Raw genomic sequence first — 16,258 nt, 5'->3', positions numbered from 1 at the left:
ATGTGCGGCATTGCCGGGATCTTCGATACGCGCGGGACCGGCCCGGTTGACAAGGGCCGGATCGAGGCGATGCTTGCCGCCGCGCCGCATCGCGGGCCCGACGGGCGGGGCATCTGGACCGCGCCGGGGATCGGGCTGGGGCATCTGCGCCTTGCGATCATCGATCTGGCCGGATCGCCGCAGCCGATGGCATCGAGCGATGGCGCGGTCATGCTGGTGTTCAACGGCGAGATCTACAATTTCCGCGAATTGCGCCGCGAACTGCAAAGCGAAGGCGCGCAGTTCCACACCGATGGCGACAGCGAGGTGATCATTGCCGCCTGGCAGCGCTGGGGCGTCGCTTGCCTGCCGCGCCTGCAGGGCATGTTTGCCTTTGCGCTCTATGACTTGCGGCAGAAGACCTTGCTGCTCGCGCGCGACCGGCTGGGGGTCAAGCCGCTGTTCACCGCGACGCTTGCCGATGGCAGCGTGCTGTTCGGGTCGGAGCTGAAGCAGCTTCTCGCGCATCCCGGTCTGGCGCGCGACATCGATCCGCTCGCGGTCGAGGACTTCATGGCATGGGGCTACGTGCCCGACACACGCTCGATTCTCAAAGGCGTCGAAAAGCTCCCCGCCGGGCATTACCGCCTGTTGCGTCACGGCACGCCGCCGACCGCGCCGGTCCAGTGGTGGGATGTCAGCTTTGCCGATCGCGCCGACGGATCGGTCGCCGCGCTTGGCGAAGAACTGCTTGATCGGCTGCATCAGGCGGTGACCTCGCGGATGACCGCCGACGTGCCGCTTGGGGCGTTCCTGTCGGGCGGGGTCGACAGCTCGACCGTGGTGGCGCTGATGGCCGAGGCCAGCGCCGATCCGGTCAAGACCTGTTCGATCGGGTTCGACGTCGCTGCGCTCGACGAAACCGCCTATGCCGACCGCATCGCCGCGCAGTTTCACACCGAACATTATCGGCGGATGGTCGGATCGGGCGATTTTGCCGCGATCGACACGCTCGTCGCGATGTTCGACGAACCGTTTGCCGATGCCTCCGCGCTGCCGACCTGGCGGGTGTGTCAACTGGCGCGCGAACACGTCACCGTCGCACTGTCGGGCGACGGCGCGGACGAGGCGCTGGCGGGCTATCGGCGGCTGGCGTTTCATCATCGCGAAGATCAGGCACGCGCCTGGCTGCCGCGCGGTATGCGCCGGGGCCTGTTCGGGGCGCTTGGTGCGGCCTATCCCGCGCTGGGCTGGGCGCCGCGCCCGCTGCGCGCCAAGGCGACTTTGCAAAGCCTCGCGCTCGACAGCGAAGAGGCATATGCGCGAACGTTGTCCGTCACGCGCTCGGAAGTGCGCGGCGCGCTCTATTCCGATGGTTTCAAGCGGGCGCTCGGGGGCTATCGCGCCGAAGATCCGGTTGTCGATCTGATGCGCCGGGCCCCGGCGCGCAGCGGGCTCGACCGCGCGCAATATGCCGATTTGAAGCTCTATCTGCCCGGTGACATCCTGACCAAAGTCGATCGCGCGAGCATGGCGGTCAGCCTTGAAGCGCGCGAACCGCTGCTCGATCACCGGCTCATCGAATTTGCCGCGCGCCTTCCCGAAACCTTCCGCGTGCGCGGCACGACGGGCAAATGGCTGATGAAAGAGGTGATGCGCCCGACTTTGCCGCAAGACATCCTGTTTCGGCCCAAGATGGGCTTTGTCACGCCGATCGCGGCATGGTTTCGCGGGCCGCTGGCCGGCGCGGCGCGGGGGATCGCGGCTGATGGTCTGCTGGCCCAAACCGGCTGGTTCGCTCCCGAGGCGATTTCGGGTCTGGTCGATGCGCATCTGTCCGGGCGCGCGGACACCAGTCGGACGCTGTGGCAGCTGCTGATGCTTGAAAAAAGCCTTGTGCGTTTGACCGGTTTTCCCGGCTGAACCGGGCATGGCGAAAGGCCGCTGCCTGGTAACGATTTGGTAGCTTTCACGCCAAGGCATAGGTTTGCGTGGTTGATATGTCGTAACCAAGGTAAGGGGATGTCAACCAATTCGGACTAGTTTCATGGAGCTTATTGACGGTTCCAGGGATCGATGCGTAGACTTTTGCGATCACCACTATGGCTCGCGCTGCTCCTTGCCCTGGCTGACTGGGCAACGGGCTTCAGCGACCCTGTGGCGCATGGTTACTGGCACGCCGTCTACAAGAACTGGCAGAACGCGGCCCCGCAGTCGATCGTCGTCGTCAATGTGGGTGACATCAGTGATCTGGGATCTGCGGGTGAAGCGCGGCTGATTGATCTGGTTCGGTCAAGTAAGCCTAAGAACCTATATCTTGATTCTAAATTTCATTTTGATAAAATCAGCTCTGATGATGCGAAATTGCGTGTAGCGTTGGATAAGCTTGGACAAAATACGGTATTTGTAATAAGGCCTTTGAATAATAATCACTTTATTGAGAGAGATAAATTTGAAATTCCAGATCAGTCATTGATCAGAAATCGCCGTGTTGCAGTTTCGGCATGGCAGGATAATTTTATTTGGTTTGCTGAAAGCGCGCCCTATTGGGTCGAGATAGACGGAACGCGCTATCCGACTTTCAGCACTGAACTGAGCGGAGTCCATTCCGGACTCCAATCGCTGTATTATCCGGATTTTTCGGTCGACCCCGATACTATACCGTTCATTTCTGCGCGGGCGCTGCTCGACGGACGCATGCCATCAGCAGCACTTGCCGGAAAGGCGGTCGTCCTCGAGGCGTCGGGGCAGGAGAGCTCGCTCCGCTATTTCGGTCATGGTACGGTCACTCCGGCAGCTTTCGACATTGCCGGTGCGGTCGCGCTGAGCCGTCCCATTAACGTCAACCTGAGTGGACTGGCGATGCTGGCGCTGGTCTTTGCTCTGCTTTATTGGGGGCATGGTGCGGCCACCAAGCGGACGAAGTGGCTGGCTTACAGCCTCGTGCTCGTTGCGGTTCTGCCACTACCGGTGTTGCTGCGTGGAATGGGGCTGATCGCCTATCCCGATGCCGCGATGTTCTGCGCGGCGGTCTTTGCGTCGATCCGGATCTGGCAGAAGCGTATCAAGCGGGTCCAGCATACCAGTGCCTCGGGCTTGCCCAATATGCTGGCGCTGTCCAACAGCACTTTGCCGGTCGGCTGCGATGTGGTGGTTGCAAGCGTTGCACGGTATGAGGAAATGCTGGCGACGTTGCCGCGTGAATTGCACGGCGAATGCGCGCGGCAGATCGCCCGGCGCATTGCGGTTGGGTGCGGCGCGACCGAGATATATCATTCCGACGGCGGCCATTTCGCCTGGACCGAGGAGGCCCGTCCGCTCGACATGCAGTTGAGCCATCTCGAAGGGCTGCGCGCGCTGTTCGCCGCGCCCTTGCAGATCGGGCCGCATACGTTCGACACCAACATCCATTTCGGCCTCGACCGGAATGAAGGCGTCGAAACCGCAACGCGGGTCAATTCCGCTCTGGCCAGCGCCAACGAGGCGCTTGCCAATGGCCGCGCGATCGAACTGTTCGAAGCGCACCGCCTGGCCGAGGCTCCGTGGGAGCTTTCGCTGCATGCCCGCATCGACGAAGGTTTGCGCAACGGTGATATCTGGCTGGCCTTTCAGGCGCAGTGGGACATTGCGACCAACCGGATCTGCGGCGCCGAAGCGCTGATCCGCTGGAATCACCCGACGCGCGGGCCGATCGCGCCCAATGCCTTTATCCTTCAGGCCGAACGCGCGGGTCGCATCGACGCGCTGACCTATTGGGTTCTCGATCAGGCGATCACCGCTGCGCAGGCGATCAATGCCAAAGGCGAACGGTTTCAGATGAGTGTCAACTTGTCGGGGCAAATGGTCGACAAGCCCGATCTGGTCCGGAACTTTGCCGAAATTGCCGCACGCCGCGGCATCGATCCGCACCTGATCACGGTCGAAGTCACCGAAACCAGCACGATGGGTAATCGCGCCGCCGCAGTTCACAACCTCACGCAACTGCGTCAACTGGGTTTTCGGCTGTCGATCGACGATTTCGGGACGGGTGAAGCCAGCCTTGCCTATCTCGCCGATTTGCCGAGTGACGAGCTTAAGCTCGACCGCCGGTTTGTGGCACGGATCGTCGACAGCGATCGCGAACGCGCCATCGTTGCCAGTACGATCGGGCTTGCGCACGCTTTGGGCCAGACCGTGGTCGCCGAAGGGATCGAGGATGCCGCAACGCTCGCGCTGTTGCGCGACATGGGCTGTGACCTCGCTCAGGGTTTCTACCTTGGCCGCCCGCAACCCTTTGCGGTGTTCGAGCGCGAATACGACGCCAGCGGGTTGCGCGAGTTTGGCCGTGTTTAGAACTTGTTAACCATCCGATGTGGTAGTAAATGATGTCCTCCACCGTGGATGGAGGACAAACTCATGTGGCGTTATTTTTTCCAGTAATCAGTTCTGGCTTTGCCGACTGATCCTTGCAGGCCGGGTGGCGAAATCGCGGATTTCCGGGAAATTAACCACCTTGCTTGAGCAAGAATTTGAAGCCCGTGCTCTGCGCGGGCTTCTTTTTTTGGGGCAAAGGCAGCCGAATCAGAGTTAACGCGCGGCCGTTGATGGCAGCGCCTGGCCCATGTCCATGCGAAGCAATTGTCTCATTTCGGGATCGCGAAGGGCCGGGATCGCGAACGGCGGCGATCAATCCTCGCCGTGGCCCAGCGCCAGATAGTCCTGGCTCTGCATTTCCATCAGGCGGCTGACCGTGCGGTCAAAGGCAAAGCGCCCTTCGTCATCGCCGCCGCCGCTGGTGTCGTAAAGCGCGCCAGGCGCTGCCGCGGCCGTAACGATCAGCTTGACCTTGTGTTCGTACAGCGCGTCGATCAGCGTGATGAAACGCATCGTCTCGTTGCGCCGCTCGGGGCCGAGCTGCGGGATCGCGACGAGAATGACGGTGTGATACTTGCGCGCGATCGCCAGGTAATCGGGGGCGCCGCGCGCCTCGGTACACAGCCGCTTGAAGCTGAACACCGCGACGCCTTTCAGGCTTTTTGGGACATGCAGCATCCGTCCGCCGCCCACATCGAGCTCGGCCGAAGGAACATGCGCGCTGTCTTCGGGCGGATAGTCGGTCAGGCGGAAGAACGCTTCGCGCACTTGCGCCGTCGCGGCATCGCCGACCGGCGTATGCCAGGTGCCGACGCCCTGCATGCGGTCGAGCCGGTAATCGGTCGGGCCATTCAGCGTCAGCACGTCGAGCCGACCCTTGATCAGCGCGATGAACGGCAGAAAATGTTCGCGATTGAGGCCGTTCTTGTACAGTTCCGACGGAGCGCGGTTTGACGTGGTGACGATGACCAGGTCATGTCGTTCGATCAGCGCGGTGAACAGCCGGCTCATGATCATCGCGTCGGCGCTGTTGTTGACGACCATCTCGTCGAACGACAGCACGCGCGTTTCTGCTGCGATCGCCGCCGCTACCGGCAGAATCGGATCACCGCTTTCCTTCTTGCGCTCTTCGCGCAGGCGCGCATGCACATCGAGCATGAATTCGTGAAAATGAACGCGACGCTTGGCGGAAATGGCCAGGTTGTCGTGAAACAGGTCCATCAGCATCGACTTGCCGCGCCCGACGCTGCCCCACAGATAGACCCCGCGCGGGGTGGCAGCGGCCTTGCGCCCGAACAGCCGCCCGACGAGGCTTGCCGCAGGGACGGGATGCTCCAGCTCCTGCTGCAACCGGTCGAGTCGCGCGGCAGCGGCGGCCTGTTCGGGATCGGGGCGCAATTCGCCAGCGGCGACGAGTTCGGCATAACGGTCGGATACGCGCAAGATCTAAGGCCCTCTCAGCGAACCGACGGCTTGCGCACGGTGCCGTTGTAGGCGGCGACAAGGTGTCCGTCCTGTTCGATCACGCCGCGCACGAATACCAGCCGCCGCGTTTCGCGCAGCACTTCGCTGACGGCATCGAGTGGTTGACCGATGCGCCCGGCGCCGATGAATTGAGTCGACAGATCGAGCGTGACCGATCCACCGGCATCGGCACCCAGAATCAGGCGAATGCCGGTAAACAGCGAAATGTCGATCAGCGCCAGCGTGACCCCGCCATGCACTGCATCGAGCAGATTGCTGTGCTGCCGCTCGGGAAACATGCGCAGGCGCACGGACGGATTGCCGCCCGGCAGCGTTTCCTGCCGCACCAGCATCCGCCCCATGGTTTGGGAATTGAAACGGGTCTGATCGGTCAGATCCCAGGTGAACCAGCCGGGATGATCCGCGGCTGGTTCATGAAGGAAATCGACTTTGCGCTCGTCCACGATCGATCAGAGCGCGCGTTCGGCCTGAAGCTTCTTGATTTCGGCGATCGCGCGCGCGGGCGACAGGCCCTTGGGGCAGACATTGGCGCAGTTCATGATCGTGTGGCAACGATAGAGGCGGAAGGGATCTTCCAGCTCGTCGAGCCGTTCGCCGGTCATTTCATCGCGGCTGTCGGCCAGCCAGCGATAGGCCTGAAGCAGGATGGCCGGCCCCAGGAACTTGTCCGAATTCCACCAGTAGCTGGGGCACGACGTCGAGCAGCAGGCGCACAGGATGCATTCGTAAAGCCCGTCGAGCTTTTCGCGCTGTTCGGGGCTCTGCAGGCGTTCCTTGCCCGAGGGGGTGGGCGAAACGGTCTGCAGCCAAGGGCGGATCGAGGCATATTGCGCATAGAAATGCGTGAAATCGGGCACGAGGTCCTTGATCACCTGCATGTGCGGCAGCGGGGTGATGCGGATTTCACCCTTGAGATCTTCGATCGCGGTCGTGCAGGCAAGGCCGTTGCGGCCATTGATGTTCATCGCGCACGAGCCGCAGATGCCTTCGCGGCACGAGCGGCGGAACGTCAGCGAAGGATCCTGATCCGACTTCATCTTGATCAGCGCGTCGAGCACCATCGGGCCGCAGGCATCGAGGTCGATGTCAAAGCTGTCATAACGCGGATTTTCGCCGCTGTCGGGGTCATAGCGATAGACTTTGAACTTCCGCACCCGTCCGCTGGTTGCGGTCGCGTGATGGCGCGCCTTGCCGGTAATCGTGGAATTCTTCGGAAGACTGAAAGTCGCCATGTCCAAACCCTTCTTCGACGCAGCGTCGCGCTTGTCCAATCCTGGCATAGACCTCGGGGGAGGCCTGCCGGTTCTGTTCGCGCATGCGAACGTTCGAGTCGTCCTTAGCGCAACCGGCGCAAGGGGCAAGAGTCTGATCGTCTGATCGACCCTGTCCGATCGTGCGAGGCGCATTTGGGAGGATCGAAAAAGGCGGCGCCGACCGTCGGAGGCTGTCGCGGACAGACCGGCGCCGCATGTCGTTCACCCGCCGCGCGAGCCCGCTCCGGGGGGACGGGCAGGATCCAGGGATTCCGGTGATCAGTCACGCGTGGGGGCGCCACGAGGGAAGGCGTGCATGCGATCGCGTGAATAACCATCGGCTTCGCCCATTGGCTTCGATCTCGCGTGCCAGAGAACGCGCGGGAACGACGCGGCAGGGTGCGCTGGTCAGCCGTCTGACGAGACGGGCAGGCCTTTGCAAAACCAAAAGTGAACGCATCGCGTTAAGGAGAATTTGACCAGCGCGGTTGATTGACCGGAAACCACGTTTTGTTGGAAATCATCGCTGGAGTCGCGTTGCCGCTAAAGTTCGGGCGCGGCCCAGCGCATGTCGTGAAGATAGGGCGTGGCGGCGCGCGCGGCGGCGATGGCTCCGGGATCGAGCGTCGTGATCAGCAGGCCTTCGTCATCGGCGGCGCGGGCGCGGACGAGGCCGTCGGGACCGACGATCGCCGATTGCCCATCGAAGCGATAACCGTATTCTTCGCCCGATCGGTTGGCAAAGGCCAGCCATAGCCCGTTTTCAAGCGCGCGGACGCGGATCACCGCTTCGGCAATCAGCGGGAATTCGGCCCCGACTGCGGTCGGTGCGAGGACCAGATCCGCTCCGCGCAAGGCGAGATCGCGCAGCGTTTCGGGATATTCGGTGTCGTAACAGATCGAAAAGCCGATGCGCCAGCCGTGCAAGTGCGCGATTGCGCTGGCCGTGTCTCCGGCGGCAAACAGCGCCCGCTCGTAATCGCCCCACAGATTGACTTTGCGATAGGCCAGCAAAGTTTCCCCCTCGGCGTCGATCAGGCGGACGCTGTTGTAGCGTACCTGATCGGGAGCGAGTTCGGGGTAGCCATAGGCCAAGGCCAGGCCATGGCGGCGGGCGAGCGTCGCCATGCGCGCCTGCCATGGGCCGTCAGCCGGTTCGCTGGCGGCGGTAACCGCAGGGGTGTCGAAATAGCCGCTGGTCCAAAGTTCCGGCAGCAACAGGAGGTCGACACCGCCCAGCACTCCGCTGTCGAGCAATGCGGCAAGCCGGTCGATCATCGCATCCGGTTGTCCGCACAGGCCGGGTTGCTGCCATACGGCAAGCGTGAACGGGCGGCGTGGTGCGGTCATGAGGGCGAGCCTTTGCAGATCGGACGATCCCGCCCGCGACCGTTCGGTCGGCGGGCGGGACTATCCTCGATCACGCGCCGAACGTGCGCTGCCACCAGCCGCGACGGGGCGTTCCCGCTTCATCGCTGCCGGCATCCTCGGACGAGGCGTCCGCAGGGGCATCTGCCGCGGTGGCGTCGACCGCCGCTGCGGGTTCGGACGCTGCTGCAGGTTCGGATGGGGCTGCAGGTTCGGATGGGGCTTCGACATCGGCCTTCTTGCGGCGCGTGCGCTTGGGCTTGGCCGGTGCTTCGGCTGCAGGCTGGGCCTCGGCCTCAGGCTGGGCCTCGACCGGCGCGGCTGCTTCGGCTTCGACATCGGCCTTCTTGCGGCGCGTGCGCTTGGGCTTGACCGGTGCTTCGGCTGCGGGCTCGGCTTCGACCGGCGCGACCGCAATGGGCGTTTCGGCCGCTTCGGGCGCGGCTTCGGCGGTCACATCGGCCTTCTTGCGCCGGCTGCGCTTGGGCTTTGGCTTGGCTTCGGCCTCAACCGGCTCGGCGATTTCCGGCGCAGGTTCGACAACGACGTCAACGACGGCTTCGGCCGGAGCGGCCTCGTGCGTGTTGGCGTCGTCGGTGTCGTCTGCGCCCGCTTCGCCTGCATCGGCTGCGCTATCTGCATCACTGCCGTCGCGGTTGCGACGACGGCGGTTACGGCGGCGACGCTTGCGGCGGCCTTCGCCCCCGTTTTCGCCCCCGTTTTCGCCCCCGTTTTCGCCAAGGCCTTCGCCCGCGTCTTCGGCGTCGCTACCCGCTGCTTCGTCGCCGGAGTCGTCGGCTTCGCCCGGTTCGTCGCCTTCGGCGGTTGCGTCGGCTTCCGCTGCGCCTTCGTCATCACGCTGGTCGCGGTTGCGACCGCGCCGACGGCGACGGCGTTTGCGCCGGTTGCCACCTTCGCCGTTGTCAGCGGCTTCGCGCGGTTCGCGCGGTTCGCGCGCGGGCTCGCGTTCGGCCTCTTCCTCTTCCTCGATTTCGTCTTCTTCCTCGATCAGATCGTCTTCGACGGGCTCGACGATCGGTTCGAAGCGGGGGATGAATTCGGGGCGCGGCCCGCGCGATGCGACGCGCATCTTGGCGCCTTCGTTTTCGCCTTCGGGGATCACTTCGACCACGACGCCATAGCGCGCCTCGATCTCGGCCAGATCGGTACGCTTGGCATTGAGCACATAGATCGCCGCTTCCTGGCTGGCATAGAGCGTGATGACGCTGCCCTTGCCCTTGGCGGCTTCGTCTTCGATCATGCGCAGCGCTGACAGCCCGGCGGACGATGCCGTCCGCACCAGCCCCGACCCGTCACAATGCGGGCAGGCGCGGGTGGTCGCTTCGAGTACCCCGGTACGCAGCCGCTGACGGCTCATTTCCATCAGGCCAAAGCCCGAAATCCGCCCGACCTGAATGCGCGCGCGGTCGTCCTTGAGCGCGTCCTTCATCGCCTTTTCGACTTTGCGGACGTTCGATCCGTATTCCATGTCGATGAAGTCGATGACGACAAGCCCGGCCATGTCGCGCAGGCGCAACTGACGGGCGATTTCGCGCGCCGCTTCGAGATTGGTCGACAGCGCGGTCGCCTCGATCCCGAGTTCCTTGGTCGACCGGCCCGAGTTGATGTCGATCGACACCAGCGCTTCGGTCGGGTTGATCACGAGATAGCCGCCGCTGCGCAGCTGGACCACGGGATCGTACATTGCGGTCAATTGATCTTCGGCGCCATAGCGCTGGAACAGCGGGACCGGGTCGGCATATTGCTTTACCCGCTTGGCGTGGCTCGGCATCAGCAGCTTCATGAAATCCTTGGCGGCGCGATAGCCCGCTTCGCCTTCGACCACGACCTCTTCGATTTCGCGGTTATAGATGTCGCGGATGGCGCGCTTGACCAGATCGCTGTCCGAATGGATCAGCGCGGGCGCGCTTGCAACCAGCGTGTTTTCGCGGATTTCGTCCCACAGCCGGGCGAGGTAGTCGAAGTCGCGCTTGATCTCGGTCTTGGTGCGCTGGAGCCCGGCGGTGCGCACGATGCAGCTCATCGTCTTGGGCAGCGCCATTTCCGAGATGATCGTCTTGAGCCGCTTGCGATCGGCCGACGAATTGATCTTGCGGCTGATCCCGCCGCCATGGCTGGAATTGGGCATCAGCACGCAATAGCGGCCGGCGAGGCTGAGATAGGTGGTCAGCGCGGCGCCCTTGTTGCCGCGTTCTTCCTTGACCACCTGGACCAGCAGCACCTGACGGCGCTGGATCACGTCCTGGATCTTGTAGCGGCGGCGCAGCGCCAGACGGCTTGCGCGCAGTTCGTCGGCTTCCTTGGCCTGACCCCGGCTCTGGCGCCGACGGCCGCGCCCACGGCGCTGCCCCCCGTCGCTTTCGCTGCCTTCGCCTTCGGCGTCTTCGTTTTCGGCGTCGTCGCCGTTTTCTATCACGCCGCCTTCGATGGTCGCAACCTGGCCGGTGCCGGCGTTGTCGACTTCGGTTACGCCGTCGGCATCGTCGAACGGATCGCTGCCCTCAAAGCCGCCATCTTCGAATTCGTCATCTTCATCCTCGTCGGCGGCGCGCAGCGCGGCCTCGGCCTCGGCATGACGCGCCTCTTCGGCGAGCAGGGCTTCGCGGTCTTCCTTGGGGATCTGGTAATAGTCGGGATGGATCTCGCTGAACGCAAGAAAGCCATGACGATTTCCGCCAAAGTCCACGAATGCGGCCTGAAGCGATGGCTCAACCCTGGTTACCTTGGCAAGGTAGATATTGCCCTTGATCTGTTTGTGATCGGCAGACTCGAAATCGAATTCTTCAATCCGGTTGCCTGTTAGCACCGCCACCCGGGTTTCTTCCTGGTGGCGCGCATCGATAAGCATGCGCGTGGTCATTACATAATCTCCAGCCGCGCGGCCGCGGGACGGATCCCGGGAACTGGGCGCGGTTCATTGCGGTGGCGCGTGCGCCAGCCGGGCAGCGGTAGCTGCCGGCTGGGCGGTTCGCGAATGCGGGTTTGCCGGTTACGAGCGGGGCCCAAGGCCCCGAATGCTCGCCGCCCGGCGGCGGTTGGCGTGAATCTGCCGAAATGACGATGCGCGGCGACAAGCGCGCAAGCCCAACGATAAAAAGACCAGCAAGGTCAAATCCTGCACGGCCATGATGGGGGGAGCCGCATTTTGACCAACCGCGAAAGGCCCCCATGGGGCGCTTCGTCAGGCTGGAAATTCGGCTCGTCATTATCGGCATCAACCTCTGGCGGGGGGGAGGGGCAAAAAATTATGCCGCCTTTTCCCGCATTTTCAACCGGTTCGTCCTGCCAACGGCCCTCTCTCGCCAGCCTTGCTTGATAGGTTTGCATCGTGCACGCAAAAGGCATGCATTCCGCAGCAAGGCGCGACTGGTGCCGGTGCTGGCATTCTCCGGTATGTGGGGTGCTAGCATTGCAATTGCAAAGCGGCAATTAAAACAATTGCGCCTTTTTAGCCGGATCGGCGGCTTTTTTTGTGGGCGGCCGCTTTTTTTAGGGTGGTTTGGGCAATGGGCTGGCGCAAGGCTCTCCGGAAGGGTTAATGGCAAATCGGGATGGAACCGGCCGAACGAGGCCACAAGCGCAAAGATCACGGTTGCCAGATGGATGTGTCGGCACGCAATGACAGGGGGGCGCGGCGCAGCGGCGATTGGGTGCGCTTGCTTTGGGCCGGCGCGATCATGGCCGGTTTTGCCCTGACGCTGGCGGTGCTTGGGGCATGGCTGCGGTTTGAAATCGCGGGGCGCGGCGGCATGCCGGCCTATGTCGTGCGGATTGCACTGCCCGATGGCCGGGGCGCAATCGGGCTGCCGCCGGTCGAAGGGCCTGCCGATGCCAGCCGTCCGCTGGTGGTGATCGATGCCGGGCATGGCGGGCACGATCCCGGGGCCAGCGGGCCGGGCGGCGAACATGAAAAGACGCTGACGCTGGCGCTGGCTTTGGCCGTGCGCGATGCGCTGTTGGCGGATGGGCATGTGCGCGTGGCCCTGACGCGCAGCGACGACCGCTTTCTCGCCTTGTCGGAACGGTCCGGGATGGCCCGGCGGCTTCATGCCGACGTGTTCCTGTCGATCCACGCTGATGCGGCCGATGCGCCGGACGCGGCGGGGGCAACGGTCTATACGCTGTCGGATACGGGCTCCGGCGCGCTCGCCGACGCGGTGGCGGCGCGCGAAAACCGCGTCGATACGATCAACGGCGTCTCGCTTGACGGCAAGGACGATGCCGTCTCGCAATTTCTTGTCGACTTGTCGCAACAGCGCATGCGGCGCAATTCGCAGGATTTTGCCGCGCTGATCCGGCGCGAAGGCGAAGGGCATATGCGGTTTCGCGATGTCCCGCTGCAACAGGCGGCATTTGTCGTGCTGAAATCGCTCGATTTGCCCTCTGCGCTGCTCGAAGCGGGCTATGTCAGCAATCCCGCCGATGTTCGCGCCATGACGTCGCGGCCCTGGCGCGACGGGTTCGGCAGGGCTGTGGCCCATGCGATCGAGATCTTTCTGGCCGGTGGGGGCGGGGCATGATGCAGCCGCGCGCAACTTGTGCGATTTCCAAAACGCGCATCGTGCTCTAAAGCCCCGGCACGATGGCCAACGATACCCCGCCCGACGACACGCCGCCCCAGGACACGCCTTCCTCTGGCGCTGAGCCCGTGACCTATCGCATTCGCCGTTACGGGTCGGGCTGGCCGGCCCGTGTCTGGCACGCGTTGACGGCAAAGGGGTGGCCGCGTCGCCTGGGCATCGTGGTGGTGGTGCTGGCGCTGCTTTACGGCGTGGCCTGGTTCACGTTTATCCGTGGCTTGCCCGGCGCCGACAAGTTGCTGACGTATCAGCCGCCTTTGCCGACGATGGTGCGCGGCGACAATGGCGAGATCGTCTCGTCCTATGCGCGCGAACGGCGGGTGCAACTGCGCTACGTCGATTTTCCGCCGACGCTGATCGGCGCGTTCCTCTCGGCCGAAGACAAATCGTTCTTTCAGCATCACGGCGTCGATGTGACGGGGCTGGCGGGCGCCGTGGTCGATTATGCGACCAAGTTCGGCACCGGGTCGCGTGCGCGGGGCGGATCGACGATTACCCAGCAGGTTGCCAAGAACCTTCTGATCGGAAACGAATATTCGGTCACGCGCAAGCTCAAGGAAATGGTCCTGGCGCTGCGCATCGAATCCGTGCTGACCAAGCAGCAGATTCTGGAGCTCTATCTCAACGAGATCCCGCTCGGGCGGCAGAGCTTTGGCGTGCAGGCCGCTGCCCGAGCCTATTTCGACAAGGACGTCGGCGATCTCAAGCTCAACGAGGCCGCCTTCCTCGCCATTCTGCCCAAGGCGCCCGAGACCTATGGCCGCGCGAAATCCGTCGACAAGGCTCTGTCGCGGCGCAACTGGGTGCTCGATCAGATGGTCAAGAACGGCTATGTCACACGCGCCCAGGCCGATGAGGCCAAGGCGCAGCCGCTTGGCCTCGTTCAGCGCCGCGCCGACAATTACACCAGCGATGCTGGCTATTTCCTTGAAGAAGTGCGGCGCCAGTTGATCGACACATTCGGCGAAAACGCAGATGATGGCGCCAACAGCGTCTATGCCGGCGGGCTCTGGGTGCGCACCTCGCTCGATACGCGGTTGCAGACCGCCGCGCAGGATTCGTTGCGTGCCGGTCTCATGCGCTATGCCGCCGGTCGCGGCTGGCACGGGCCGATCGCGACGGTCGATCCGGCGCAGTGGCAGGGGCAGCTGATCGGCAGCAATATTGCGATCAGGTATCTCGACTGGCGCGTCGGGGCGATTCTCGAAAAGGCAGGCTCGGCGGGGCGCATCGGCTTTGCCGATGGCAGCACGGGGCGCGTGTTCGGCCTGGCCGACGGGGTAAAGCCCGGCGATGTCGTCGCGGTTGCGCCAAGCGGCGCCGACTGGGCCTTGCGGGTCATTCCCGAAGTGTCGGGCGGCATGGTCGTGCAAGACCCCGAAGACGGGCGCGTACTTGCCATGCAGGGCGGGTTCGATGCGCATCTCGGCTCGTTCAATCGCGCGACCCAGGCCAATCGTCAGCCCGGCTCGACCATCAAGCCGTTTGTCTATGCCACCGCGCTCGATAACGGCATGACGCCGACCTCGATCGTCCTCGACGGCACGTTCTGCGTCTATCAGGGCGCGGCACTGGGGCAGAAATGCTTCAAGAACTTTGGCGACGAAGGCGGCGGCGGCAGCCACACCATGCGCTGGGGCCTCGAACAATCGCGCAACCTGATGACCGTGCGGATCGCCAACGATGTCGGCATGGACAAAGTCGTGCGCACGATCAAGACGGTCGGGATCGGCGCCTATCCCGCCTATCTGTCGATGGCGCTGGGCGCGGGCGACACCACCGTCTCACGCATGGTCAATGCCTATGGCGCGCTTGCCGATCATGGCCGGCTGCATGACCAGACGCTCATCGACTTTGTCCAGGACCGCAACGGCAAAGTGATTTTCCGCGCCGACAAGCGGACGTGCGACACGTGCAACATGGCACAGTGGGACGGCAAGCCGATGCCGCGCTTCAAACCGACCGGACGCCAGGCGCTCGACGCGCGCACGGCCTATCAGGTGGTACACATGCTCGAAGGCGTGGTCGTGCGCGGTACGGCGGCCAGTCTGCGCGATCTCGATTTGCCGCTGTTCGGCAAGACCGGCACGACGTCGGGGCCGACCAATGTCTGGTTCGTCGGCGGCAGCCCGCGCATCATCGCCGGGATCTACATGGGCTATGATCAGCCGCGCAGTCTGGGCGGCTATGCGCAAGGCGGGCGGATCGCCGCGCCGATCTTCAAACAATTCGTCCAGGCCACGCGCGACCAATGGCATGCGATTCCGTTCACTGCGCCCGAAGGCATCCGGCTGGTCAAGATCGACCGTGTTTCGGGCAAGCGCGTGTTCGAAGGCACGCCGGCCGATCGCGATCCCAAGGCCGGGGTGATCTGGGAAGCGTTCAAGCCCGACAGCGAGCCGCGCCGCACCAGCCGCGATCTTCAAGTCTCGACGCGCGAGGCGGTGCTCGATGCGTTGCGCAAGGCTTATGCCGCGCGCTACGGCGCCGGGGCGATCGGCTCGAGCGATGGCGATGCCGTCGAGGAGCAGGGCACGGTCTATTGATCAAGGTGGGCTATCGATCGGGGCGTGCGCTTGATTTGGGCAGGACGTCTTGCCGCTTGAGAGCGCGCGCGGCTGTGGTATCGTCTGCGTCATGATCCCACATCGCCTTGCTGCGGCCGCTGCCGCGCTTTCGCTCGCCCTGGCCCCGCTTGCCGCTCACGCCGAACTGGCCGTGGGGGCAACCGCGCCCGATTTCACCACACAAGGGGCGCTCGGCGGAAAGCCGTTGCCCGTCTCGCTCAAGGCGCTGCTCGCCAAGGGGGCGGTGGTTCTCTATTTCTATCCCAAGGCATTTACCCCCGGCTGCACGCTCGAAGCGCACGCCTTTGCCGAGGCCAGCGCCGATTTCGCCAAGGCCGGGGCAACCGTGGTCGGCATGTCGAACGATTCGATCGAGTCGCTGCAGAAGTTCTCGACAATGGAATGCCGGGACAAGTTTACCGTCGCCAGCGCCAGCCCGGAGGTGATCAAGGCCTATGACGTCGCGCTCGTCGCCGACGGCAAGAACACCGGATTGGCGAGCCGCACCAGCTATGTGATCACACCCGACGGCCGCATTGCCTTTGCCCATACCGATATGGACTGGCACAGCCATGTCGAACAGACGCTCGCACTGGTGAAAATGCTCAACAAGGAACATTGACGGCCCGGCCCCACCGGCAGGCAGGGCCAG

10 protein-coding genes are annotated in these 16,258 nt (G+C 63.8%); 5 read left to right on the top strand and 5 right to left on the bottom strand.

What is annotated here, in order from left to right; genetic code table 11:
• Both AQZ50_RS05585 and AQZ50_RS20890 read left to right on the top strand, forming a co-directional pair.
• Positions 1–1,902 carry an XrtA/PEP-CTERM system amidotransferase gene (locus AQZ50_RS05585; protein ID WP_067743643.1) on the top strand — a complete coding sequence of 634 codons (1,902 nt, stop codon included), beginning with the start codon at positions 1–3 and terminating at the stop codon, positions 1,900–1,902.
• Between the two features lie 153 nt (positions 1,903–2,055).
• Complete coding sequence (locus AQZ50_RS20890) at positions 2,056–4,311, top strand: EAL domain-containing protein (protein WP_231730121.1); 2,256 nt, start codon at positions 2,056–2,058, stop codon at positions 4,309–4,311.
• Between the two features lie 333 nt (positions 4,312–4,644).
• Here the strand turns inward: AQZ50_RS20890 and zapE are convergent, their stop codons facing one another.
• The 5 genes from zapE to AQZ50_RS05555 all read right to left on the bottom strand — a co-directional run bounded on the left by zapE (position 4,645) and on the right by AQZ50_RS05555 (position 11,319).
• Positions 4,645–5,778, bottom strand: a complete 1,134-nt coding sequence (zapE, locus tag AQZ50_RS05575; RefSeq protein WP_156427230.1) for a cell division protein ZapE — start codon at positions 5,776–5,778, stop codon at positions 4,645–4,647.
• An 11-nt stretch (positions 5,779–5,789) separates the two neighbouring features.
• Positions 5,790–6,260: a PaaI family thioesterase gene (locus AQZ50_RS05570; RefSeq protein WP_067743637.1), complete on the bottom strand. Its 471-nt coding sequence runs from the start codon at positions 6,258–6,260 to the stop codon at positions 5,790–5,792.
• A gap of 6 nt (positions 6,261–6,266) precedes the next feature.
• Positions 6,267–7,049: a succinate dehydrogenase iron-sulfur subunit gene (locus tag AQZ50_RS05565; protein WP_067743634.1), complete on the bottom strand. Its 783-nt coding sequence runs from the start codon at positions 7,047–7,049 to the stop codon at positions 6,267–6,269.
• 564 nt (positions 7,050–7,613) lie between these two features.
• Complete coding sequence (locus tag AQZ50_RS05560; RefSeq protein ID WP_067743631.1) at positions 7,614–8,420, bottom strand: nitrilase-related carbon-nitrogen hydrolase; 807 nt, start codon at positions 8,418–8,420, stop codon at positions 7,614–7,616.
• Between the two features lie 70 nt (positions 8,421–8,490).
• Positions 8,491–11,319, bottom strand: a complete 2,829-nt coding sequence (locus AQZ50_RS05555; protein ID WP_067743628.1) for an Rne/Rng family ribonuclease — start codon at positions 11,317–11,319, stop codon at positions 8,491–8,493.
• 739 nt (positions 11,320–12,058) lie between these two features.
• On the opposite strand from AQZ50_RS05555, the gene AQZ50_RS05550 reads away from it, so the two are divergent.
• The 3 genes from AQZ50_RS05550 (at position 12,059) to AQZ50_RS05540 (ending at position 16,228) form a co-directional block, all read left to right on the top strand.
• On the top strand, positions 12,059–12,979 hold the full coding sequence (locus tag AQZ50_RS05550; protein ID WP_156427229.1) for an N-acetylmuramoyl-L-alanine amidase family protein: 921 nt from the start codon (positions 12,059–12,061) through the stop codon (positions 12,977–12,979).
• 62 nt (positions 12,980–13,041) lie between these two features.
• Complete coding sequence (locus AQZ50_RS05545) at positions 13,042–15,585, top strand: penicillin-binding protein 1A (RefSeq protein ID WP_067743622.1); 2,544 nt, start codon at positions 13,042–13,044, stop codon at positions 15,583–15,585.
• A gap of 91 nt (positions 15,586–15,676) precedes the next feature.
• The gene (locus AQZ50_RS05540; protein WP_067743619.1) at positions 15,677–16,228 is read left to right on the top strand and encodes a peroxiredoxin; all 552 of its coding nucleotides are present in this window, start codon (positions 15,677–15,679) and stop codon (positions 16,226–16,228) included.
• Positions 16,229–16,258 lie beyond the last annotated feature (30 nt).

It is taken from the genome of Novosphingobium sp. Fuku2-ISO-50 (assembly GCF_001519055.1).
In the GTDB taxonomy this organism is placed as follows: domain Bacteria; phylum Pseudomonadota; class Alphaproteobacteria; order Sphingomonadales; family Sphingomonadaceae; genus Novosphingobium.
The sequence above is the reverse complement of the archived record's forward strand: the minus strand, read 5'-3'. Positions and strand labels throughout refer to the sequence as shown.